General features: G+C 35.9%; 18 protein-coding genes and 2 tRNA genes. 9 read left to right on the forward strand and 11 right to left on the reverse strand.

What is annotated here, in order from left to right:
* Window positions 1–254: 254 nt before the first annotated feature.
* Window positions 255–1,133: a helix-turn-helix domain-containing protein gene (locus FW781_RS06390; RefSeq protein ID WP_149386646.1), complete on the forward strand. Its 879-nt coding sequence runs from the start codon at window positions 255–257 to the stop codon at window positions 1,131–1,133.
* Window positions 1,134–1,222: 89 nt separating this feature from the next.
* Window positions 1,223–3,163: an oleate hydratase gene (locus tag FW781_RS06395; protein ID WP_149386647.1), complete on the forward strand. Its 1,941-nt coding sequence runs from the start codon at window positions 1,223–1,225 to the stop codon at window positions 3,161–3,163.
* Between the two features lie 89 nt (window positions 3,164–3,252).
* On the opposite strand, the gene FW781_RS06400 is transcribed toward FW781_RS06395, so the two are convergent.
* Window positions 3,253–4,926 (reverse strand): glutamine--tRNA ligase/YqeY domain fusion protein, encoded by a 1,674-nt coding sequence (locus FW781_RS06400; protein WP_149386648.1) that lies wholly within the window; start codon window positions 4,924–4,926, stop codon window positions 3,253–3,255.
* A 154-nt stretch (window positions 4,927–5,080) separates the two neighbouring features.
* On the opposite strand from FW781_RS06400, the gene FW781_RS06405 reads away from it, so the two are divergent.
* Complete coding sequence (locus FW781_RS06405; RefSeq protein ID WP_149386649.1) at window positions 5,081–6,211, forward strand: alpha/beta hydrolase; 1,131 nt, start codon at window positions 5,081–5,083, stop codon at window positions 6,209–6,211.
* 429 nt (window positions 6,212–6,640) lie between these two features.
* Window positions 6,641–6,808 (forward strand): bacteriocin-like protein, encoded by a 168-nt coding sequence (locus FW781_RS22370; protein WP_156121559.1) that lies wholly within the window; start codon window positions 6,641–6,643, stop codon window positions 6,806–6,808.
* A 9-nt stretch (window positions 6,809–6,817) separates the two neighbouring features.
* Here the strand turns inward: FW781_RS22370 and FW781_RS06410 are convergent, their stop codons facing one another.
* Window positions 6,818–7,828: an o-succinylbenzoate synthase gene (locus FW781_RS06410; RefSeq protein ID WP_149386650.1), complete on the reverse strand. Its 1,011-nt coding sequence runs from the start codon at window positions 7,826–7,828 to the stop codon at window positions 6,818–6,820.
* Window positions 7,829–8,845, reverse strand: coding sequence for a class 1 fructose-bisphosphatase (gene fbp / locus FW781_RS06415; protein WP_047434129.1), 1,017 nt, complete (start codon window positions 8,843–8,845; stop codon window positions 7,829–7,831).
* Between the two features lie 324 nt (window positions 8,846–9,169).
* Here fbp and FW781_RS06420 point away from each other — a divergent pair, with 324 nt between their 5' ends.
* From FW781_RS06420 to FW781_RS06435, 4 genes are all read left to right on the forward strand, one after another.
* Window positions 9,170–10,408, forward strand: coding sequence for an aspartate kinase (locus FW781_RS06420; protein WP_149386651.1), 1,239 nt, complete (start codon window positions 9,170–9,172; stop codon window positions 10,406–10,408).
* Between the two features lie 22 nt (window positions 10,409–10,430).
* Complete coding sequence (locus FW781_RS06425; protein WP_149386652.1) at window positions 10,431–12,272, forward strand: lysophospholipid acyltransferase family protein; 1,842 nt, start codon at window positions 10,431–10,433, stop codon at window positions 12,270–12,272.
* 108 nt (window positions 12,273–12,380) lie between these two features.
* Window positions 12,381–12,453: transfer RNA gene (locus FW781_RS06430), tRNA-Phe, on the forward strand.
* A 207-nt stretch (window positions 12,454–12,660) separates the two neighbouring features.
* On the forward strand, window positions 12,661–14,010 hold the full coding sequence (locus FW781_RS06435; RefSeq protein ID WP_149386653.1) for a DUF3472 domain-containing protein: 1,350 nt from the start codon (window positions 12,661–12,663) through the stop codon (window positions 14,008–14,010).
* A gap of 134 nt (window positions 14,011–14,144) precedes the next feature.
* Here the strand turns inward: FW781_RS06435 and FW781_RS06440 are convergent, their stop codons facing one another.
* The 8 genes from FW781_RS06440 to tssD form a co-directional block, all read right to left on the reverse strand.
* Window positions 14,145–15,389, reverse strand: a complete 1,245-nt coding sequence (locus FW781_RS06440) for a hypothetical protein (RefSeq protein WP_149386654.1) — start codon at window positions 15,387–15,389, stop codon at window positions 14,145–14,147.
* Window positions 15,390–15,404: 15 nt separating this feature from the next.
* Window positions 15,405–19,637, reverse strand: coding sequence for a hypothetical protein (locus FW781_RS06445; RefSeq protein WP_149386655.1), 4,233 nt, complete (start codon window positions 19,635–19,637; stop codon window positions 15,405–15,407).
* 18 nt (window positions 19,638–19,655) lie between these two features.
* Window positions 19,656–20,450, reverse strand: coding sequence for a hypothetical protein (locus tag FW781_RS06450; protein ID WP_149386656.1), 795 nt, complete (start codon window positions 20,448–20,450; stop codon window positions 19,656–19,658).
* Window positions 20,451–20,473: 23 nt separating this feature from the next.
* Window positions 20,474–20,716: a hypothetical protein gene (locus FW781_RS06455; protein WP_149386657.1), complete on the reverse strand. Its 243-nt coding sequence runs from the start codon at window positions 20,714–20,716 to the stop codon at window positions 20,474–20,476.
* A gap of 56 nt (window positions 20,717–20,772) precedes the next feature.
* Window positions 20,773–21,168, reverse strand: coding sequence for a hypothetical protein (locus tag FW781_RS06460; protein ID WP_149386658.1), 396 nt, complete (start codon window positions 21,166–21,168; stop codon window positions 20,773–20,775).
* Window positions 21,168–22,463, reverse strand: coding sequence for a hypothetical protein (locus tag FW781_RS06465; RefSeq protein ID WP_149386659.1), 1,296 nt, complete (start codon window positions 22,461–22,463; stop codon window positions 21,168–21,170). Before FW781_RS06465 ends, FW781_RS06460 begins: the two co-directional genes overlap by 1 nt.
* Window position 22,464: 1 nt before the next feature.
* On the reverse strand, window positions 22,465–24,345 hold the full coding sequence (locus FW781_RS06470) for a type VI secretion system Vgr family protein (RefSeq protein WP_149386660.1): 1,881 nt from the start codon (window positions 24,343–24,345) through the stop codon (window positions 22,465–22,467).
* A 126-nt stretch (window positions 24,346–24,471) separates the two neighbouring features.
* Window positions 24,472–24,876, reverse strand: a complete 405-nt coding sequence (gene tssD, locus FW781_RS06475; RefSeq protein WP_047387405.1) for a type VI secretion system tube protein TssD — start codon at window positions 24,874–24,876, stop codon at window positions 24,472–24,474.
* A 523-nt stretch (window positions 24,877–25,399) separates the two neighbouring features.
* Here tssD and FW781_RS06480 point away from each other — a divergent pair.
* Window positions 25,400–25,472 (forward strand) — tRNA-Phe (locus FW781_RS06480).
* Window positions 25,473–25,584: the final 112 nt, after the last annotated feature.

The raw sequence follows: 25,584 nt of genomic DNA on the forward strand, positions 1-25,584 counted from the left end.
TTAATCTCACAATACTATTTTGGGGGGAAATTTGAAAGAGCAAAATTATATAAAAATAACCCAAAAGCTTTTATTTAAAACCTTTTTTTATAAATAACATCCATAAAAACAGACTATCAGCTGTAATCTAAAAAAGTATTTTTTACTATATAAAATTAAAAAACTTTTATAAAAATCGTAAATTGCAGTAACAACAGGGTTTTCAGATTAAAAATCACTTAAAAACACGATAAAAATTTAATCAATACATAAAAATGGTAACCTACGAAAATTTACATGATACGCTATCTTTTTACAGTATTGACTGCCGGCAATCTTACTATATTTCTTCCGGAAAACCCATTTTTGAATTTCCTAAAGCTCCTTTCAGAATGGATTATTATGCACTGTGCATCTGTACTGCCGGAGAAATCAATATTGATATAGATCGTCAGAAATATAAAGTAGATGCACACAGTTTTCTTATGGCTGCTCCTTCTACGATTGTAAAATTTGGAAAAACCAGTAATGATTTTATCATGAAGCTACTGTTCTTTGACAAGAATTTTCTGATTAAAAATATTTCCAATCCCTTTATCATTGAAAAAATGAATCTCTTCTCCAAAGGGTCTTACAGTATTGTGAAAACCACTTCAAAAAATTCTTTGTTACTCCAAAATCTTCTGAATGACCTTGAAAAAAAATCGAAAAAGCAGGGTAAATTTACAGAGGAGATTATCCGGACCATTATTTTTCATCTGCTGCTGGAAACCGCTGAAATTATAGATCAGGAAAATTCTTCAACTCCGGGAAAAGAGGATGGAAAAAAAGACCTTTATCTGAAATTCAACAAACTTATCAGGGAAAATATCAGACAGCAGCGAACGGTTCAGTTTTATGCTGATCAGCTGCATGTGTCCAACAAATATCTTATAGAAATCATTAAAAAAGCAAGTGGAAAAACACCACACGAAGTTATTGACGAAACCCTGTTGAAAGAAGCTTACGTTATGCTTGGGAATCCTGATATTACTATTTCAGAGATAGCATTTGACCTTCTGTTTAATTCAGCTTCTGCGTTCGGACGTTTTTTTAAAAAACATACTACCCTCTCTCCTTCAGAGTACAGAAATAAAGAAAATATTCAGTCATGAGAATTTGGGGATAATAGTTCTGAACTTGGGGATATATGTTGCTTTGTGAATAGAGGTACCTTTATACTGTTAATTAAAAACAATACAAAATGAGTACGATCAATTCAAAATTCGACAACGTTTTAAATGCTTCTGAACAGTTTGGAAAAGTAAACCACGAACCGGATTCAAGTAAAGAAGTTCAGATTAACACCCCTGAAAAAACGATGCCTTTCTCCGATCAGATCGGAAACTATCAACGTAATAAGGGTATCCCTTTACAGTCTTACGAAAACAGTAAAATTTATATTGTAGGAAGCGGAATTGCCGGTATGTCGGCAGCTTACTATTTCATCCGCGACGGACGTGTACCTGGTAAAAACATTATTTTCCTCGACCAGCTAAATGTTGAAGGTGGATCTCTGGATGGAGCCGGTAATGCAAAAGACGGCTATATCATCCGTGGAGGGCGAGAAATGGATATGACCTATGAAAATCTATGGGATATGTTCCAGGACATTCCTGCTTTGGAACTACCAGCCCCTTACAGCGTACTGGATGAATACCGTCTTATCAATGACAACGACCCGAATTATTCTAAAGCAAGATTGATTCACAACCAAGGACAAATCAAGGATTTCAGCAAATTCGGACTTGAGAAAAAAGATCAACTGGCCATTGTAAAACTGCTGTTGAAGAAAAAAGAAGAACTTGATGATCTTACGATTGAAGATTATTTTGCAGAATCCTTCCTGAACAGTAATTTCTGGTTCTTCTGGCGTTCCATGTTTGCCTTTGAAAACTGGCACAGCTTACTGGAACTGAAACTGTATATGCACAGATTCCTCCATGCTATTGACGGAATGAAAGACTTTTCGTGTCTCATATTCCCTAAATACAATCAATACGATACCTATGTAACTCCATTGAAAAACTTCCTGGTTGAAAAAGGAGTACAAATCCAATTCAATACCCTGGTAAAAGATCTTGACATCCATATCAATACAGAAGGAAAAACAGTAGAAGGAATTATTACCGAACAAAACGGAGAAGAAGTAAGAATACCGATCGGTAAAGATGATTATGTTATTGTGACAACCGGATCTATGACAGAAAGCACTTTTTACGGAGATAACAATACCGTTCCTGAAGTTACCATAGATAACAGCAGTGCCGGACAAAGCGCAGGATGGAAACTGTGGAAAAATCTTGCCGCAAAATCTGAAGTATTCGGGAAACCTGAAAAATTCTGCAGCCATATTGAAAAGTCTTCATGGGAATCTGCAACATTAACGTGCCGTCCTTCCGCATTTACGGAAAAACTGAAAGAACTGTGTGTGAATGACCCATATTCCGGAAGAACAGCCACAGGAGGTATCATTACGATTACAGACTCCAATTGGGTAATGAGCTTTACCTGCAACAGACAACCCCACTTCCCTACCCAGCCGGATGACATATTGGTGGTATGGGTGTATGCCTTACTGATGGATAAAGAGGGTAATTATATCAAAAAAACAATGCCTCAGTGTACCGGAAATGAAATTCTTGCGGAACTATGTTATCACTTAGGAATGACGGATCAGCTGGATAATGTCATAGAAAACACAATTGTTCGTACTGCATTCATGCCCTATATTACTTCTATGTTTATGCCAAGAGCACAGGGAGACCGCCCGAGAGTAGTTCCGGAAGGATGTACCAACTTAGGTCTTGTAGGACAGTTTGTAGAAACCAATAATGATGTGGTATTCACTATGGAAAGTTCTGTAAGAACAGCAAGAATAGCCGTTTACAACCTCCTTAATCTCAATAAACAGGTTCCGGACATCAATCCGCTACAGTATGATATCCGACATTTACTGAAAGCTACCCAGGCTTTGAATGACTACAAACCTTTCTTAGGAGAAGGTATCATAAGAAAGGTATTGAAAGGAACTTATTTTGAACATATTCTGGTCAACCGTCCTGAAGAGAAAGAAGAACATGAATCTTTCATCATGGAACAGGTAGGCAGATTTCAGGATTGGATCAAAGGTGTGAAGGGCTAATATCTTAGCACACTTGCACTACTTAACACAATAGAAAAGAGCAGGACTTAATGTAAGTCCTGCTCTTTTTTATTATCTATTCCCAAAAATTATTCAGGTTTAAAAGAATCTTTCAATGTTACTGTACGGTTAAATACCATAGTTTCATCCGTAGAATCCTGATCTTTTGTAAAGTATCCTATTCTTTGGAACTGAAGAGGTTCACCCACAGCGACATCTTTCAGGCTTGGCTCAGCAAAACCTTTCACGATAGCCATAGATTCAGGGTTGATGAAGTTCAGGAAGTCAACATCTTTCTCAGCATCAGGCTGTTCCACCGTAAACAAATGATTGTAAATTCTTACTTCTACAGGAATGGCATGTTTTGCAGATACCCAGTGTAGCGTTCCTTTTACTTTTCTTAAACTTTCTTCTGTTCCGCTTCCGGATTTACTCTTCTCATCGTAAGTAGCATAGATGGTAGTGATTTCTCCATTTTCATCTTTCTCTACTCTTTCAGCTTTGATGATGTAAGCTGATTTCAAACGAACTTCTCCGCCTAATTTCAGTCTGAAGAATTTATTGTTAGCTTCTTCTTTGAAGTCTTCACGCTCAATGTATAACTCTCTTGAGAAAGGAACTTCTCTTGTTCCAGCATTTTCCTGCTCGGGATTATTTTCAGTCTCTAACCATTCTTCTTTGTCTTCAGGGTAGTTTTCGATCACTAATTTTACCGGATCTACAACGGCCATCACACGTTTTGCAACCTTATTCAGGTCTTCACGTACACAGAAGTCTAATAATTGAATTTCGATAAGGTTTTCTCTTTTCGCAACCCCTACTTTATCAATAAAGTTTCTGATGGAAGTTGGAGTAAATCCTTTTCTTCTCATTCCTGAAATGGTAGGCATTCTAGGATCATCCCATCCGGTTACCACTCCTTCCGCTACCAATCTCTGCAGCTTTCTTTTAGAAGTAATCATATAGGAAACGTTCATCCTTGCAAATTCTCTCTGCTTATTTTTTACCCTTCCTTCTTCGTAAACCTGATCCAGGTACCAGTTGTACAATGGTCTGTGATTTTCAAACTCTAAAGAACAAAGTGAATGTGAAATTTGTTCAATATAATCAGATTCACCATGAGCCCAGTCATACATTGGATAAATTTTCCAGGCTGTACCTGTTCTGTGGTGAGGCTTATTCAAAATTCTGTACATCACAGGGTCACGCATATTCATGTTTGGTGAAACCATGTCGATTTTTGCACGAAGAGACATTGAACCACTTTCAAATTCTCCGTTTTTCATCCTTTCAAATAAATCTAACGATTCTTCAACAGGACGGTTTCTGTACGGAGATTCAATTCCCGGTTCTGAAGGATTTTTTCTTTGCTCAGTAATCACTTCAGATGCCTGCTCATCTACGTAAGCTTTTCCTTCTTTGATTAACTGAACTGCCCAATCGTAAAGCTGCTGGAAGTAATCGGATGCGTACAAAACTTTATCCCATTTGAAACCTAGCCATTCAACATCTTTCATAATAGAATCTACGAATTCCTGCTCTTCTTTTTCAGGGTTCGTATCGTCGAAACGAAGGTTTACGGGAGCATTGTATTTTTCACCCAGGCCGAAGTTGATGCAGATTGCTTTTGTGTGCCCTACATGCAGATAACCATTCGGTTCAGGTGGAAAACGGAAACGGATCTGATCTCTTTTCAGACCGTTTGCCATATCATCTTCAATAATTTGCTCAATAAAATTGAGTGATTTTTTTTCTTCTTCCATTAAAGTAGCTTTTATTTTTTAGCTAAAAAAGTTTTACAAAGTTACGGAAAAATAAGCTTTTGTAAAAGTGATAATTTAAAAGCCTTATTGATTGTAATTCAATATTTTTGACTAACTTCGGGATAACTAAAACCATTTTAACCAATTAACCATCATGGCTGTTTATATCTTAAGCAACCGGAAAATTATCCGGCATAAAGGCGAAAGAGTGGACTCTTTTTCCAATGATGAATACTCAATTCCCAATTTCAGGATCGCTAAATGTGATTTTGACAACTACAAAGAACCCACTGCTCAAGCCAAAAAGAAAAAAGACTACACCAACAGGAATATCTTAGACTACAAGTTCTTTTCTGAGCCCGAAAAACAGGGTTATGAAGAAGTTTTGGATGTTCTGCTCAATGAAAAAGGGATTAAAAAATCCGCTCTTACAGCCAATAATCTTGGCGGAACTCAAAGAATGTTCTATGAACTGTACAAAAATATGTCTTCCACTAAAGACCGAAGTGATGTACTGATATTCATCCATGGTTATCTGTATGATTTTGATGATGAATTAAAGGCTATTCTTGATCTTAAGAAAATATTCGTTGATAATCCGGCATCTCCAGTAGAACATATTTTATTTGTAAGCTGGCCTGCCTCAGGAAGCATTATTCCGTTAAGTTATTTTGATGATAAGGCATCCAGTATCAATTCCGGAACATCTCTGATGAGATTATTTTATTTCTACACCCAATTTTTAAAAGATATCTTTTCCAACCGGGATCTTGCGCCCTGCAATCAAAGAATTCATATTATGGCTCATTCTTTGGGAAACAGAGTCCTTCAGAGCATGTTGTACAGCCTTAAAAGGGAGAATATACTTCGTGTTATCGATCAGGTTTTACTGTTGAATGCAGATGTCAGCTACAAAGTATTTGAAGATTCCGAAGACTCCTATAATAAGCTGCCATTACTGGCGAACCGGATTTCTATTTACCTGAACAGACAGGATACAGTTTTGGGAATTTCTCAGTTTACAAAAAATATTCTGACACCACGACTTGGTAAAAACGGACCTAGTGATCTTAGCCATTACAAAGATATTGTTTCTATTATCGACTGTACATTTGTAAAAGATGATCTTCTGAACAGCTTTAAATATGAAGTGGGAAACCACTGGGGATACCTCTCCAGTTCCCAGGTACAGTCAGATATCTTTCAGAATTTAATCGGAATTGACAGGAATCTTATCACCAACCGAACTAAGGATAACGAAAACATTTTCACAATTATTTCTTAACAAATAGTTTAAATAATTCTAAAAAAATGAACGCTACGTTAAAATTAGACCAAGTTTATAGTATGGCATAAATATTGCTAATTCATACCTTAGGGAATTATAATTTTTTTATTATGGAAAATATTAAAAAACAGTTTTCTTATATATTAAATTATATTAAGAAGGCCATCTTCGTAAAAGATGTCATTTAACTGAATAACAACCTCTAAATCAACAAAATATTCGATCCAAAAATTACTCATCCTTGTAAAACAGACCGAAAAAACAATAATTATTCCTCATATTCCGATGCAGGAATGTATTTTCATGTTTAAAATTTATTGAAATATTTCTTTGATATTGTTAAATATTGCTAAATAATTCCCCACTTGTTGTATAATTGAAAAAAGTTTTCGACATTTACTTATCAATCAAACAAAAATTAATATCATGAAAAATCTAAAAAAAATCAAAAGAGGAGAATTAAAAACGATCAAAGGAGGAAGACCACCACTTGGATGCAACAGCTGGAATCCGGTTGCGATGTGCTGCAGATCATGGGCTCCTGATTACTGTGGCCAAACTACATGTCCGGATTCACCACCGCCATTATGCTAATTACCTTTTCTAAGTTATACTTTTGAACCATAACAGCTCATTTCTGAGTTCTAAATCGGATTCAAAATTATTTACGAATAAAGCTCCAGTGCCTAAACCTTGAGGCATTGGATTTTTTTTGGTAAATGTATACTGAGCAATGGCATTCAAGCCGATATTGCTTTCCAAAGCTGAAGTAATCCACCAGCCAATATTTTGATCTTCTGCAAAAGAAATCCATTCATCCGAACCGGAAAAACCTCCTACCAATGCAGGTTTCAGAATAATATATTGTGGCTGTATTTTTTCTAAAAGTTTTTTCTTTTCTTCAGGATCAGTAATTCCAATCAGTTCTTCATCTAATGCAATCGGAGTAGGTGTTTTAGCACATAACCCGGCCATATCATCCCAATTTCCGGCTTTGATAGGCTGTTCAATAGAGTGAATGTGAAGATCTGCGAGTTGCTGCAAAACAGTCACTGCTTCTTCTTTACTGAATCCTCCGTTTGCATCCACACGAAGTTCCAGCTGATCTTTGGAAAATTTTTCTCTTAGCTTCTGAAGAATAATATGTTCAGATTTCCAGTCGACCCCAATTTTTAATTTAATACAATGAAATCCCTTCTCAAGTTTATCCTGAATCTGCTCTTCCATATACCCTACTTCTCCCATCCATATCAGACCGTTGATGGTAATGGCAGATTTTCCTTCGGTAAACTCACTTGGAAAATACAGGCTGTCTCCATATTTCAGATTCTGAACGGCCTGCTCATATCCAAACCAAATGGAAGGAAACTCTTTCAGTTCTTCTTTTAAAAATGCTCTGTCCTGATTGATATTTTCACAAAGCCATTTCAGTTTTTCTTCATAATCGGGCCTGTCATCAAAACTCAGACCTCTGAAAACAGCACATTCACCAACTCCTTTTCTTCCGTCTTCTGAAATAGTAAGTATAAAGGTTTCCTTATCAAGCAAAACGCCGCGAGATGTTCCACTCGGGCGCTTGAATTGCAATATATATTTTAAGTAAGCTGCTTCCATTTATTTTACGCTGTCAATACGCATAAATTCTTCAGCTTTTTCTACCATTTCTATACTTCCACAGAAGAAAGGAATTCTCTGGTGGAGTTCCGTAGGCTCTATTTCAAGAATTCTTCTGAATCCGTCTGTTGCTTTTGCTCCTGCCTGTTCTGCAAGGAATGCCATAGGATTACATTCGTATAAAAGTCTTAATTTACCATTCGGAGCTTGTGAATAAGAAGGATAGATATAAATTCCTCCTTTCAGCATATTTCTGTGGAAATCTGCTACCAGAGACCCGATATATCTTGACGTATAAGGACGGTCTCCTTCTTCCATCTGGCAGTATTTAAGGTAATTTTTTACTCCCTGAGGGAATTTAATATAATTTCCTTCGTTGATAGAATAGATTTTACCTGTTTTTGGGAAAGTCATGTTAGGATGAGAAAGATAATACGTTCCTAATGAAGGATCCAATGTAAATCCGTTTACTCCATTTCCTGTTGTATAAACGATCATTGTAGAAGAACCATAAATAACATATCCTGCTGCAATCTGATTGATTCCTTTCTGTAAAAAGTCTTCCAGCTGTACAGGAGTTCCAGGTTCCGTAACTCTTCTGTAGATAGAGAAAATAGTTCCTACGGAAACATTTACATCAATATTGGAAGATCCGTCTAAAGGATCAATAAGTACCACATATTTACTTAAATGTCCGTTTTCACCACATTTAATATCAATAAAATCATCATTTTCCTCAGACGCAATACCACAAACAACCTCTCTTTGAGACAAAGCCGTAATAAAAATCTCATTAGCAATCACATCCAGTTTCTGCTGTTCTTCACCCTGAATATTCTGGTTTCCGGCAGCCCCTGTAATATCTACAATTCCGGCTTTATTTACTTCTCTGTTTACCACTTTCGAAGCCAATCTTATTGCGCTCAGAAGACGAGAAAATTCACCTGTAGAATATTGAAAATCGTCCTGTTTATCTATAAGAAATTCTCCTAAAGTCTGTAATGGTTGATTTGACATATTTTTCTTTTTACGTTTTGCCCAAATTTCGGAAAATTTATCGCATTAAGAAAATTTAATTACAAAAGAGATTACTCACTGTATTTCAACACAATACAGACACAACGTAACATAATACTTAGGGGCTATTAAAAATTATCCCTCCGAATTTGTTGCATCAGACTCATGAAAAATTCAAATTATTTCATTAATTGTTGATTTTAAGGAAATCTTAATTCTATCTCCCCGCCAGGCTATTTCATATCTCGTTGTAAATTTATAATTTTGACGTCCGTAAAAAACTCATGTAATTTTTTATCTAACAATTTTATTTTTAACAATTTAATGAAAATTTTCAAGTTTGGTGGAGCATCTGTAAAAGATGCCGAAAGTGTGAAAAACGTGTCTATGGTTCTACAAAGCCAGGGATTTGCCAAATGTTTGCTGGTGATATCAGCAATGGGCAAGACGACAAACGAGTTGGAAAAAGTTGTAGAACTTTATTTCAAAAAGGATAACTATCAAACTGAGATTGAAAAGATAAAACGAAAACACATTGAGATTGCGGAAGGTCTTTTTCCTGAAAATCATGCGGTTTTTGCAGAAATCAATCTCTTTTTTGATGATATTGATTCTTTTTTAAGAAGAAATAAGTCTCCCAATTACAACTTTGTTTACGATCAGGTGGTAAGCTGCGGAGAAATGATTTCTACGAAAATCTTAAGTGAATATCTGAATGAAATTCAATTTACCAATCAATGGCTGGATGCCAGAGATTATGTAAAAACAGATAATTCATACAGAGAAGGTACGGTAGACTGGGTGAGAACTGAAGAATTTATTTCCAACCTGAATCCAGAGATCTGCTATGTAACCCAGGGATTCATTGGTTCTGACGAAAACAATTTTACGGTGACGTTAGGAAGAGAGGGCTCAGACTACTCTGCTGCTATTTTTGCTTATTGCTTAAATGCTGAGGCAATGACGATCTGGAAAGATGTACCGGGAGTAATGACCGGAGATCCAAGAAAGTTCAATAATGTTTCTCTTCTTTCCAATATCTCTTATGAGGAGGCTATTGAAATGGCTTATTACGGAGCAAGCGTTATTCACCCGAAAACATTACAGCCGTTACAGCAAAAAAGCATTCCTTTTTATGTAAAATCTTTCGTAGATCCTACCAAAGCAGGAACAAAGGTAGGGGCTTCCGACAAAAACCAACAGGAAGAATCTTATATTTTAAAAGAAAACCAGGATCTTCTGAAGATTTCTACAAGAGATTTCTCTTTTATTGCAGAAGACCATATGAGCTTAATTTTCGGATACTTATCTAAATATAAGATCAAGGTTTCCCTGATGCAGAATTCTGCTATCTCCCTGGCATTGTGTCTTGAAGATAAATTTAACCATATAGATGAACTCAACGAGGAGCTTCAAAAAATTTTTAAAACCGAAGCAATTAAAAATGTATCTTTATTCACAGTAAGAAATGCGAAGATGGATCACATTGATAAATTTTACCATGAAAAAAATGTATTATTGGAACAAATTTCCAAGAATACTCTTCAAATGGTAACACAATAATATTAATTGCGACTAAACACACATGAGTTTAATTTCGAAAAACGATCTGATCAAAGCTTCCGGCTTAAGTAAACTTGGGTTCCTCAAGAATCCGGTAGCATCTGCTGTGATGAGCATTGCTAAAATAAACGAAGTAAATAAATTATACGACAAACTAAAAGATAAGGAAGGTAAAGACTTTTTCGACTCATTTGTAAGAGAAAGAAACTTAAGCTATGTAGCTTTTGAAGAAGATCTGGCAAAGATTCCGAAAACGGGACCGTTTATTCTGGTTTCCAATCACCCGCTGGGTGCTATTGACGGGATTCTGATGTGCAAGGTCTTATCGGAGGTTCGTCCGGACTTCAAGGTGATGGGAAATTTCCTTTTGGAAAAAATCAAACCTATGGAGCCGTTTGTAATCGCAGTAAACCCTTTTGAAAACAGAAAAGAAGCTTACAGCAGCTCTTCAGGAATGCGTGAGACCCTCAAGCATATACAGAACGGAGGCTGTGTAGGTATTTTCCCGGCAGGAGAAGTTTCTAACAAGAACAATCCTTACGGAGAAATTTTAGATAAGGAATGGGAAAAAACGGCACTTAAGCTCATCAGAATGGCTAAAGTGCCGGTAGTTCCTATGTACTTCCACGCCAAGAACAGCCGTCTTTTTTATCAGGTGGCTAAGCTTCATCCGAATTTGCAGACTCTGATGCTTCCTGCTGAGATGATGAATGACAGAGAAAAACCTATCAGAATCAGAATCGGGCGTCCTATTACTGTAAAAGCAATGGATGACATGGAAACGATTGAGGAGTTGGGTGAGTTTCTGAAACGTAAGGTTTATATGATGAAATCTTACTACGAAAAAAGAAAATCTCTTGCCCAAAGCATCAATCTTCAGAATTTATCAGTGAAGTTTCCTTTACTGAAGGAAGAAAACATTGTTCAGAATATCATTGATGAAACGCCTTTGGAAGACATCATTAAAGATGTTGATAAACTGAGAGGAACAGATAAGATGCTGTTTAGTAACGGAAATTACGAGATATACTTTACCACTTATGAAGAAATCCCTTCTATTATGAGGGAAATCGGACGTCAGAGAGAGCTTACTTTCCGTGCGGTAGGTGAAGGCAGTAATCTTCCGTTTGACCTTGATGAATATGATAAGCATTACCATCACCTGTTTCTTTGGGACAACGGGGAGAAAAAACTGGCTGGTGCTTACCGAATGGCATTAGGAAGAGAGGTCATGAAAAAATATGGCATCAAAGGCTTCTATACAAGCTCTTTATTTGAGTTTGAGCAGGACATTCACCCTTTCTTTAAAAAAGTGATCGAAATGGGCCGTGCATATATCTGCCAGGAGTATCAGCAGAAACCACTTCCACTCTTCCTTTTATGGAGAGGAATTGTACATGTATGCCTGAGAAACCCGGATCATAAATTCCTTATGGGTGGTGTGAGTATTTCCAACAAGTTCTCGGAATTCTCAAAATCTCTTATGATTGAGTTTATGCGTTCCAATTATTTTGATTCTGCAGTAGCACAATATATCACTCCAAGGAACGAATATAAGGTAAAGCTTCGTGACAGAGATAAAAACATTTTCTTTGAGGAAATGGAATCTGATCTTAATAAACTGGACAAAATCATTGATGATCTTGAACCTGAATTGAGACTTCCTGTTCTGATTAAGAAATACATCAAGCAAAACGCCAAAGTAATCGCTTTCAACGTGGATCCTAACTTCAATGATGCGATAGACGGATTGATGTATATCAGAATCAGTGATCTTCCGGAAAACACGATCAAACCGGTATTGGAAGAGATGAGCGAACAGATCAGAAAGGAGCAGGAAAATAATCCGGCTGATAATCAGTAAGTTTTTAAGTTTATTCAAAAAAAGTACGATAAACACTTGCTTTGTATACTAAAACTTACTACTTTTGCATCACTTTAAAACAACGAAGTAATAAACAAAAGCATAAATGGTTTCTTAGCTCAGTTGGTAGAGCAATGGATTGAAAATCCATGTGTCCCTGGTTCGATTCCTGGAGAAACCACTTGAAAACCTCTAATTCAGTTTAGAGGTTTTTTTGTTTTTTATAAACAACTCCTTTTTCTCATCATCAGTCTCTTCCAGAACATTAAAAATGAATATTAATCTTAATATATTTTTACATAAAAATTAATCAAAATATTGGGAATTAATTTTTTATTTGATTGGTAAAACTTAATTTAGTAATTGTAACCCAATTACAAATATTATTATGAGAATAAAATTATTAGCCAATACTATTCTGGGTATTGCTGCTCTGCTTGTTTTTCAGTCATGTGCTGAAACCCCTATTGCAACAGAGGACACTACTGCTGCACAGAAAAATGTTTCTGCTTTAAAGAACGCACCATCCTTTAGTGTTCCGGTTGCCGGGAATTCTTTTTTCACAGTAAAACCTTCAGGAGCCAACGAGGTAATCACCTCCACTAATTTAGGCAACTGGACAAACTCTGCTACTGTTATCAGCACTTATTTCAGAGTAAGCAATACGGGAACATTAAACATTGGCTTAAAAGCCTCTGTTCCTTCGGGCACAAGTGTTGTAAAAGTAACGGTAGGCAATACATCCAAAAATATAACTTTAACAGGATCGGCTTATACAGATTATACTGTTGGTGATTTTACCGTTTCTGACCCAGGTTATGTAAAAGTTGATCTTCAGGGAGTCTCTAAAACCGGAGGATACTTTGCAGATGTTACAGATGTTACCTTCAGCGGAGCTGCCTCTACAGGAACCAATATTTACAGCAATGATCCTTCATACTATTATTGGGCTCGCAGAGGACCTTCCTGTCATCTGAACTATGTAGTTCCAACTACCAATAATGTCAGTTATTATTACAATGAAGTAACAGTGCCTGCCGGAGAAGATAAGATTGGTTCTTATTTTATGGCCAATGGATTTAGCGCTGGCTATTTTGGAATGCAGGTTAATTCTGCAACGGAAAGAAGGATTTTATTCTCTGTATGGAGTCCATTTGATACAGATGATCCCAATAATATCCCTCCTGACCACAAAATTATTCTCAACAGAGCAGGTACCGGAGTAACAATTGGAGAATTTGGCAATGAAGGTTCCGGTGGACAAAGTTATTATAAGTATAATTGGAGTGCAGGACAAACTTATAAATTCTTACTAAAAGGCGAACCGGACGGAACCGGAAAAACAGATTTTACAGCCTGGTTCTTATCACCTGATACCACAACATGGAAACTGATCGCCAGCTGGAAGAGACCTCAAACCAGTACTTATCTTAAAAGCTTCTATAGCTTCGTTGAAAATTTCAATCCTGAAAATGGATATCAGGGCAGAAAAGCAGAATTCAAAAATCAGTGGGTAAGAACTTCAAATGGCAGTTGGATCGCTGTTTCCGGAGCAAAGTTTAGTGTGGATAATACATATAACGCCAAACAAAGAATAGATGCAATAGGAGGAACAAGTGGTAATACTTTCTTTTTACAAAATGGAGGATTCTTTACTACAACTGTTGCGCCCGGCTCACAGTTTTCTATTACTACACCTACGCAAGCTCCCAATATCAATGTTTCAACGCTTCCTTAAAATTTATAACTTAAAAATAAAAGCCAGTTACTTTATGAGAACTGGCTTTTATTTATTTTCGATTTATAAGAATTAGTAAACTCCTATCTAAAAAAACACAGCCAAAAATGACTGTTGTCAATAACAAATTAAACTTAGTCTGGAGCACCTACACTATCAAATCCCTCTGCATAACTTATTACTTCTTTTAAATTTGGTAGGTTATAGTAATTATTTTTCTGCATTTCTTCTTTTAACTGAGGCCATTTAATTTTACTTCTGGAGTCATCTTCAAAATAAGCTCCTAAAATATTCCATCTAGGATCCCAACCATCCTGATGCCTATGATTTTTTTTGAACAAAAAATCATACGTGTCAGCCAGATAAGCTATCATTTTAATTTTTTCTTTTTCCGAATAATTATTATACTCATCAGTTTCTAATAGTTTTGAAGAAAATTCCATTAAACCAAACAGATCGTGAGGATTTGAACTTTTTTGATAAAAAGTAACCAAACTTTGTAACATTCCATCTCGTATATCTAATTCTTTATCACAATTTTTAGCAAAAATAAGCTCTCCTATTTTAAACATATCCTTAGATTGAATATATTCATTGATAAGCATTTCATTAAACTTAGGTTCAATGTCATAACCAAAATTCTTAACCAACAACTTTATAAAATTTTTATCATGAGTTACTAGCCAAATAATATATGTTTTATTATCATTAAATAAATACATATTTCTGGCAATAATTCTTTGGATATTTGCTTTTCTTTGCTCTTTTAGATTTGCAACATCTTTCCAGTGTGGAATTTCAACGTCTACTTGTGAACTTGATTTCCTAATAATTTTGCTAGACTCAAGATTATTCAATGTGGGATATTCTTTTTGATAATCAAGAATTTCGGGGAGATAATAAAAGTCAGTGAAAAGTCTTCTTTGTTTATCAATATATCCTCCTTCATAATCAACACTATTATTACTATAAGCAACAAAGCTTCTATCACATTTATCAAAATAATTTACATATAAAAATGGATTACCTGAATTAGGATCTACTATTCTTCCAAAAATATTTTTGATTTTATTACCAAATTCGTTATCAGATAATTCTTTAAAACCATTAGATAGTAATATTTTTTTGGCAGTTTCAGCTGATACTTCGAGCTCTTCTATCTCAAATGGTATTTTAGTTAGCTCAGCACCTGCTTCATCAATTGATTTACCTGCACCTTCCTGCAATTGTTTTTTTAGGACCTTTTGTATCATAGTATCATCATTCATACTTATTGGTTTTTGACTATTGCCTAAACTTTGCCTTTTTTCTTGGCAGCCAAAACTGCTCATTATTAATAAGGAATATATTGTTAATCTAATTTTACTTTTTATATTCATAGAAATTATATTTTATTATCTGGAACTTTCTTTAGAATTTTCAGCATTAACATCATACTTTGGAAATTCTTTATCTTTTTCAGATATTGTATATTTTTTAGGTTTAGTAATAGCAACGATCGATTTACTCTCTTTATCAACAGAACCTAGTATTATTTTTTGATGTCCTGCTGTTTTTTCTCCATTCCCTTGATTTCCTCCCAAATATACATATCTTGTACCATCTAAATTTTCACCAGCAATTAATGCCACATGTGAATAATCAAAAACTATTAAAGCTCCAACAAAAGCATTACAATCTTCTCCATTGTCCCATGTACTTCCCTTCCAGCCAAAGGCAGCTGCACTTTTAGGAGTATTAATCCTTTTATAATCCTGAGTCTGATCAAAACACCAAGCTAAAAATGCACCACACCAAGGATTTGTATAGTCGTAACCTAATCCAGCAGCAGAAGATACATCAAAATACTCAGTAATTTTTTCCTTTAAAGGGCTATCCATTTCTCTTAATCCTTTATATTTTTCATATTCTTTCCATGCAGCCTGAAGCCATGGAGCATCTCCTACCAAATTCAATCCTGCACCTTTGCCACATTCTCCTACTCTAAATACAGACTTCATAGAATCATTTACCTTAACCTCCCAGTTATCCAGCTTACCTCCACGATACCAAATTTTACGATGTAGCCTTGAAGGTGTAAGTTTATTTAAAATATCAACAATAGAGTCAACGACAACGTCATCTGTTAATTTACCTGTATCATCAGCTTTCAAATACATAGAGTCCTTATACCAATCTGCCATCCCAGTTATTGCAGCTTCCTTAGGCGTATAGTCCCTATCTACCCCATCAGAAATCATAACTCCAGAGTCTTTAGCTTTTTCGTCTATTTTTTTCTGAATTTCTTTGTAATTACCTTTTCCTGTTATTTGTAACAATCCTCTACCTCTAAAATTCCAGGTATCATCAACAGATTCATTTCCAAGTCTTTCTCCATATGCTATTTCTGCAATTTTCTTTTCATTAGATTTATATCCGTTTTTTGAACTTCTACCATATTCATACGCCAGATCATTAGGCGGGCTTTGCTTACCCAGTTCAGGATTTGCTCTAAAATTTTTAAAATGTTTTGGCAGATCTTCAGCTGCATAATCCAAACTTTCACCATGGAGACCTCCTTTTAAACCCGTTCCTGCTTCTTGTAATGACTGTGCAAAAAAATGAGCTTTTCTTGCACAAGTATTTAATTCGAAAATATTTCTGTAGTTGTTTAAAGTTAGTGCCAGCTCTTGTAAATCTTCATTCTCTGCATTCTTATATACTCTTTTGAGAATATCAACTGTAATCTCAGCTTTACATCGAGGACAACCATTTTCGCCCTCTCTTTTCACTTCCGCCATTTCCACCACCACAGGCATCACATCATTATCAATAGCCTCTGGCGTTTCTTTCTGAGAAACTTTCAGACACCCGCTTTCATAAAAAATATACTGTTTCCTTAACTCCAACATTTCTTCTTTTGTAAAAGGAGTTCCATCTTTTTTATAAGCTTTGATCCCCAGTTTTTCCATATCCTCTGTCCGAACCAGGTCAGCAGGAAGTGTATTATTAATCGTAAACTGGCTTTTCTCTATTTTCCAGATTTTCTTTTTGGGATCGGCGGGATCCTGAACCTGGCGGGAAGCCTGAGCGATGTAGTAATCAAAATTCTTTGGTGGATTTTTCCATTCTTCTTTTGCCGTGAAAGAAACTTCGAGCAAGCCGTCTTTTCCTGTTTTTTCTTCGTTGTAGCTTTGTTTGCTTTCGTGGGTATAGGTTATATGGTCTTTTTCGTTTAACCCTTCTTTAGGAATTTCTTTCAAAACATCAATTTTCAGAACTTCTTCAGTCATATTGACGGTATGCACCCAAAGTTTATGGGTTTTACCATAGAAAGTCTGCTCCCGCTGGATATCTTTACCATTTTCTGTGGAGAACATGATAGATACAATTTTCTGTTCGGAAGTCATCACCAGTTCTTCATTGGAATCCAGAACTTCCAGATAAGTTGTAGTGGCATCTACCACTACAGGACGTGTCCCCTGAATGGTAATATTCCCCGGAAGCACAATATCTGAAGATGAGCTCGCCTGAAGCTCTATGGTAAATATCAGGCGATAAGACGGGTTGGGATTTTCTGTTGTTTTGGGTATTGCTGCCAGCAATTTTTTCTTGTAATCATCATTGGTGGTAATAAGAAAAGACGCTTTACCCTCACTGTTTAGGGTGACGGTTTTTTCTTCCAGCATATATTTGTCTTTCTCTTTATAAAAATCATCACCTTCTCCTTTTACCCAGACTTTTACTTTTAAAGCCTGATTCTGAAGACCATCAATTTCAATAAATCCATAGGTTTCTTCTCCAAAACCGGTTTCAGTACGTTTCACTCCTGTTCCATAGGCCCAAAGAGCTCTTTTTATGGCAGGTTCTGAGACTTTTACTTTCGCTTCAATTTTCTTTCCATCGGTATAATCTCCGATTAAATAAGCCGAAATCGTATATTCTCCGAGATCATTAAATGTAATGGTTCCGTCTCCGTTATTGGTTACTTTATCCGGAACTTCTATTTTTATGGCTTCATTTCCAGCCAACGTAGCAATTCTTGCTGTTGTTGTATATTTTATTTTGGTTCCTTTTGGAATATTGGTGGCAGGAAGAGTGAATTTATCGATTACATTTTGAATTACCTCAAAATTAAAACAGTCTGATCCTGAAAATCCGGGTTGTTTTCCTTCTCCAACCGGGCTGGCGTAAGCTTCCAGTACATATTTTCCGAAATACTGATCACTGCCCAGTTTTGCATCATTATAAAGCAATTCAGCTACTTTTTTACTGATGATACTGGTTCTGAAGGAAGGTGAGTTTTCAAATAAAGCTACTCTTCCAATTCCTTCTTTTTTAAGATACCAATAGACAGAGGTCCCGGAAGGTATATAATTAACGTTGAACTTGGAAGCCTGAACTTTGATAGTATCACTGAATCTTACTAAACCCGGTTCTCCTTTCACTCCCATTACCCCGAGGCTGTTTTCTATTTTAACTTCTATAGACTGCGGTTTTGGATCTGTGGGATCTGTAAATGCTTCTACAGTATATTTTCCTTCATTTTTAAAAGTTAGAAATATACGATCACCAATCCCTGTTACATCCACAAGATGCGAAGAAGAGACTTCTGAATAACTGCTGTAGAGTACTGTCGTTCCTTGTTTTACGGTCCATTGAACACTATTCACAGGCATAAAGAATCCTCTGTTCAGTATTTTTGCCTGATCAGCTGCACTGCTGAGTTTACGTTCAATAGATACAGGCAGAGGAATTTTAATTAAGGTTGAAGATCCCGGACTGACAATTTTTTTAACAAAATCCTGAACTACTTCAACATTGATAGAACATTTAGCATCTCCAGCCTTTTTGCCATATGCTTCGAGCCTGTACGTGCCTTCTGCAAGACTGTCAAATATTTTACCCATAGATTGGCTGAAATTGCTTCCCAATCCGATAAATGTTTTTACTTTATCTTTGATTCCTTCCCCTTTGAAAAGAGCCCAAATGATTTTTTTCTCATCACCTTTAAATTGGGCTTTTAAGTCCAGATTATCACCACCAAAAGGGTTTGCAATGGGAAATAACGGTCCGTTCATACCCTTGACATAGTAATAATTTCCGGTAAGCTTATCTTCCGGTATCGGCCTTATCATCGAGATTGATGACACTGCTATGCTCTCTTCAGACGCAGCAGATGAAGGCCATTGTGGTGAAGTATTAGCTACGGAGAATTCGTCTGCTTCTTTGACTTCGATCTGGGAAACGTTATTGGCCTGCCCCGTAGTTGCAAAAGCAATGGTTCCGGGAACACCATATCCCGGACAATTTCCGGTAGATGCATCCAACAGTATTTTCATACTCTTGTTGAATTCTACGTTTTCATAATAGTCTTTATATTTAATACTGCATTTGCCTTTACAAGGATAGGTTTTTCCATCTGAGCCTTTACAGTTTCCAAATCCGTTGCCACCTCCAAAGCTGTCCGCTTTATCATCAAGATACGTTGCTACAGGTTTATTCTGTGCAAAATATTTGTTTTTGCCTAGTTTTTTTTTCTGGCTTTTCACTTCCATCGGAACGGCGGTTCCATTGGAATTATTGGTTACCGAGCTGCTGCAGTACGCAGTGGCTCCTTCTATAATGATGTATCCTTTATCCGCCATGTCATTTGTTCATAAAGATTAAGTCATTGTGATCGTTTCCCGGTATACTGTTTTTTCTCCATCTGACAATATAAAGTCAGCTTTCTTTTTGGAATACTGTTTTTTACGGGAGTTGTATTCCATTTCTATGCTTAATTTCACCTGATACTGTCCCGCCTGATACAGGTATTTCTTATCTAATTCTTCTTGTATGGTCTTCGGAACTTTGATTTCGGAAATAAAAAAGGCATTAAAGCCATAGTCCCTCTGTTCTGCTCTGATGACTCCGGAACATTCTACATCGCCAATTCCTTTGATATTCCAAACAATAGATTCAGGATTTTCACCTCCGTTATCTACATAGTAAGGGGCGAATAGCAGCAAATTCCAGAAGGGTTCTTTCAGTTTATTTTTATAAAAGACAGCTTCATCCTCAAACGCAGCGAGATATTGGTTTTTGAAGACCTCAGCATTCTGGTATTTTTCCTGAAGGCCTGCCGTTTTAAGTTTCCAGCTTTCAATATTTCCCTGGTGGTTTGCAGCGCCCAGAAAACTTCCTTTCTCATCCACTTTTATTTCGAGCGGATAAGAACTCTGTTCCAGGATATACAGGATTTCCATAAATTTATTTTCAGAGGGAAAAGAGGAATCATCTACCTTCTCTATCAGCCAGTTTTTTGTATGATCTTCATTCTCTTTCTCCTGCAGTGTAATTCTAAAAGATGAATAAAACCCTTTTGCTTCTCCAAACTGTATTTCAAAAGCATTCTCCACATGATAATCATGGGTTCCTAAAGCATATTTCTGAAAAGGTTTTACTCTTGTTTCTACCATACTGGTTGGTTATTGCTTATTATTTAAAAGTCGTTCCACTCCCGGTGCAGTTCACTGATTTTATTAATTATTACACTTATTATCCATCCGAAGGCCACACCAATTAACAGATATATCAATGTTTTCAAATTAAAAACCGAATGGAAAATAAATCCAATCTTCATATGGTCACTTAATGATGCTGAATCAGGATGATCAACCATTGAATCCCATGTTGAGAATAATATTCCTATAAATCCTCCTGCAGCTATTATTCTTTTCTTCATTTTGGAATAAAATATTTTATCAAATCTATTTGGGTATTATTTGACCATTCAACCTATTACTTTCTCATAAAAGAGTAAACATATTCTTTACCATCTATACACTCATAAAATATCTGATATTTATAATAATTTTGATGCAGGCGAATACTATCTAATCTTCTCTTTACAGAAAAAGCATTACTTCTATAAAATAAGGTATCAGAGGTACAAGGGACCTTATTTACAATAATTTTATAAACGGTTGTATCCTTAGGCTGATCAACATTATATTTAGGTTCTCTTAATACCTCTTTTGCATGGTTTTCTATTTTTATTTTTTCTAAAAGTACTTTTTCAGATGAACTTAAAGTTCCTTCTTTAGGTGTGGTAAGCCAAAATACAATGAGAAAACCATATCTGTAAATGATCAAACACAGTACTGCGATAATTCCTATTATTAAATATTTCTTCATTAATTTTCTGTATAATATTTTTTTGTTTTTTCATCATAAAAGTAAAATTTAGAATTTTTATATACTCTTGAAAAAGGTGTTGGACTTTTTACTTTTAAGGCATTAAAATTCTTTTGTAATACTGTTGTAGATGTTCCTCCATATCCCATTCCGCTACCAGGTGTTGTGTATGTTTTATTTTCCTGATTTACAAATTGAAACTCTATCAGCTCAAGATCTTCAAACCATCCCCATACAAAAGCTTCATCTTTTGTATACATGTGCCCGAATTCATCTCCTTTTGGATTCTTTGAAATACTGCTGAATTTCACACCTCTTATTATAGAGGAATCATTGGCATTTTTATACATAAGCACAGGATCCCAGTCAATATCTATCTGGTAAGTTATTTGTGGAAATGTAACACTAAAACCTGAGGTATCTGCCGGGGACAGATGAACAACTTTTTCAATATTGAGCTTTTGGTTTTTAAATACACTTAGAACCCCTTCTGCAAAAGCTCCTCCCATACTATGTGACACCACCATTATACGACGTTCTTCTTTGAATAATTCCTGATAAAATTTTGATGCCTGATTTTTAAGCCTGGCTTCTGCAAACGCTTTGCCTTGTTTATACCGGTCTCCCCCCGATGAAAATTTTGTACCGGCTCCGTTAATAAAATATTCTTTTGTGGATCTAAAATACTTCTTAGCACTGCTTTTAAGCCCAATACCCCAATATTGTTCTCCCCATTCACTTCCAGCATAAGGCATTTTTTTATTCCAATATCCACAAATATAAATAATGATTGGATCCAAAATTTTGAATGAAACTTCTGCTCTTACCTTTTCATCTGGTGCTTTAAAGAAAGCATACACTCTTAATTTGGATATTTTCCTATCTTTAGGAACAATATAGGATATCTTCTCCTCACCTGTTACCTGAGAAGCATTAACTAAAGGGGTATCATCATACTGGATAGCCCACTTAAGACCTTTCAATTCTGATTTCGTAGGAGTTCTGCTATACTGTATTGCTTTAAAGTAATATTTAACCCCTTTTTGTATAATCTTAACTTCTTTTGTGCATTCTATATCTTCATAACATTTCACAGCCTTTACAAGTAATGACTGAGTTTCACTTTTTGCCTGGTATTCATCAAATTTCTTCCCTCCTTTTCTCCCATAAAAGGTGTTTTCCTGAGGAGATTTAAAATCCAACGTACCTTTGGAAGCATCTTTCATGATCTGTTCAGCTTCCTTGTAGGATTTCCCAAAGACATTTCTTACGATATTTCCGCCTTCGCCCGCCATATTACTGCATTTTTACCTGTTTACCACTATTGATAAGCACTTCCTTGGCACTTTCTACGTTGATGGCATCTTTTGTACTGATGTAAGAACCAGCTTCCATATTTTCTGTAATATTTTTAGCTGTAGATTTTCTGCCGGCTTCAGCCGTTTCAATAATATTGCTTGCTGTCAGATTGTAGTCATCATTGGCGGTTTCCGTAATATCTTCACCGGCCATAATATTGACATTTCTCTGCGCTGAAGCAATGATATTTTTACCTGCATTGATCTGTACATTTTCTCCGGCAGTGAAAGTTATATTTTTGGGAGCATTAACGATAATATTTCCTTTTCCATCCATTAAATAAGTATTTCCACTTGGATCTTCTATGAAAATACTTCCTTCCTGGTCATTAAAGATCACCTTATTACCACTTCTTGTCTGAATAGATTTAAGGTGATTGTTGATGCTTCCTCCCAGTGCCACCTGCCCATGGAACATCCCTCCCATCGCAAACGGAAAATCCGGGTGATGGTATTCAAATCCTACCATTACCTGGTCCCCTACTTCCGGTACAGCTACAAAACCTCTGTTTTGAGTAATAACATCTGTACCACCTGCATCAGGACTCATCATTCTGATAAAATGGGTAGTATCTGGATTTTTCTGCCAGTCAAACCTCACCTGTATTCTTCCCTGATTAAGAGGATCTGTATTGGAAATAACAGTGGCAACCTGCGGTTCTGCCTTAGGCTGTATAAATTCAGGTTTTGGCATAAAGCCTGTCCCTTCAGCAATTGCTTCAAAGCTTCCCGTGTAATACCCACGGGCATTTACTTCATGAGAAACTTCTGTAATCGTAAGTTTTGTAAAATATGAAGTCTGGCTGGTATCCGGCTTCCGCATTTCGATATCTGCAAGACAACCTGGATATAAAAACGGAACAGTAGTATTTCCTGAAACGGTAAATACTTCTACAGCGGCACTTCCGGCAGCACTTTTCTGAGAATCGCTCACATCCACAAACATATTGGCATTGATAGGAGCCGGAGAAAGTGAACGGGTTTTAAAAATATTATTATTCAGTTCATACGCTTTGGAAGAAATTTCCCCCAGATGTCTGATATTATTTTCAGAGCCTTCCATTTTAGTATGGCTGCTGCTGTTATATCCAAAAAACTGAGGGTTGGTATGAACAGCATTCAGCTCCACCTGAACATCTGTGGCATTACTTCCATATACAAGCCTGATTGGTTTTTCTGAAGGCGGAAGCTTTCCGAAATGAAGGACTTCACCATCATAATAAAACTGTTCACCATACGCTTCTGCCGTTCTTGCAAGATAATTGTAATGGGTTTCGTTATATTGTGCACTATAATTGATATAGCTTTTATTTTGAGTATCTACTCTGAAATCAAATTTCTCTGAACCCAGTGCTTCTTTACATATTTTATTGGCAATAATTCCGGTATTGACAGCCTGATCTCCTCCAAAACTCTGAGTATGGGGAGCAGCATCCATAAGAATGGTAGGGCTCTGTCCTCTCAGTACAATATTTCCAAGGCTCATTTTTTCCTGGCTGAATGCGGCTTTGGTGATGACTCCCACAAAAGTTCTTTCAGGGCTTTCACTTTCATAATCTTTGTATTTGAAGACAATCGTAATTCTCTTTCCCAAAAACTGGCGTGCCTGCTCCAGGGTATGGTTTTGGGTCTCTCCAAGAGAATCATGGGCAAGAATAAGTTCAAAATTGTGATGTCTTCTTGCACTTTGCTGTAAACGGAAATGCTTGAAATGTTTGATAATTTTGCCTTCAATCACAATATCCAGCTTTACCACACGGTTGATTCCGGGAATATGATTCTCAGAAATCTTATCGGAATTCGAGATATTTTTATTCATAGTGATTAGGTGTTTTTTCAGAACTTTATTTTAAATAAACAGTCGTTCTATAAGGTTAAAAAAGGCAGAACAGCATCCCCTGAAACGAGTGTACTATTCTGCCTGATATTTAAATTCTAAATAGGCTTAAGAAGGCCATGCACCGAAGTAAGAAGAATTCCCCAGATCTATCTGTTCTGCACTTACTATAAAACTGATGTACATACTGTTCTCATCTACTGCATCGAAATCTACCTCATGCTGGATGACATAACCGTTGTTCCACTTCAGTGTTGTTAAAGTTCCTTCTTCATGAGATTTATTGAAAGTAATCTCTCCTACAGTAGGCTTGTACTTCCCGTTCAATAAGCTTTCCAGAATGTCTGATTTTTCAGTAGCTTCTACCGTGATTTTGATAAGAGCGTTGGAAGGATCTGATGCTACACGTCCTGAGACATCTGTAGATCTTGATACGCTGTAGTTAAGCTTTAATAACTTTTGTCCTTCACCGTTATTGAATTTTAAAATTCCTCTTGAATTCTTTTCTGCCATGATTTGTAAATTTTAATGGTTAATATTTTTATGATTTTATTTTTCTATATCACCAAATATAGATGTATTTAGAAAACACAAATGGAATTTATTATTAAATTTTAAAAAGTGTCGTAATATTACGACTAACACTTGTTAGGTAAGTTATATCCTACAAATCAGGTGTTTGACATTTATTACTCTTTAAAATAGCAGTATTTTTTTGCTTGTTTAAGTTATTTTAAAACCAAAATCTGATTTTTCAGAATTGATCAATAAAAAGCATCTTCTGATAAAGAATCAAGAAGGACAACAATTTTAGTACTGAAAATACAAATATAGAAAGGTGTTAAAAATAATATGTCTGAAAAAATGAAAAAAAATAAAATCTACCAAATCACTGATGAACAAAGAATTGAAGCGAAAAATAAGCAACATTTGAACGTTTATTAAAAAAAACAAAACAAAAAGCTTGCTCGGTATTATAAAATGTTATACTTTTGCATCACTTTAAAACAACGAAGTAATAAACGAAAACATAAATGGTTTCTTAGCTCAGTTGGTAGAGCAATGGATTGAAAATCCATGTGTCCCTGGTTCGATTCCTGGAGAAACCACTTAAAACCTCTAATTCATTTTAGAGGTTTTTTTGTTGTTTACAGTCTCAATAATTCTTTTCAGTATCTCTTTCATGCATCAAAACTGATGTATTTTCTACGATTACTCAAA

The sequence above is a fragment of the Chryseobacterium panacisoli genome, from assembly GCF_008274625.1.
Taxonomy (GTDB): Bacteria; Bacteroidota; Bacteroidia; order Flavobacteriales; family Weeksellaceae; genus Chryseobacterium; species Chryseobacterium panacisoli.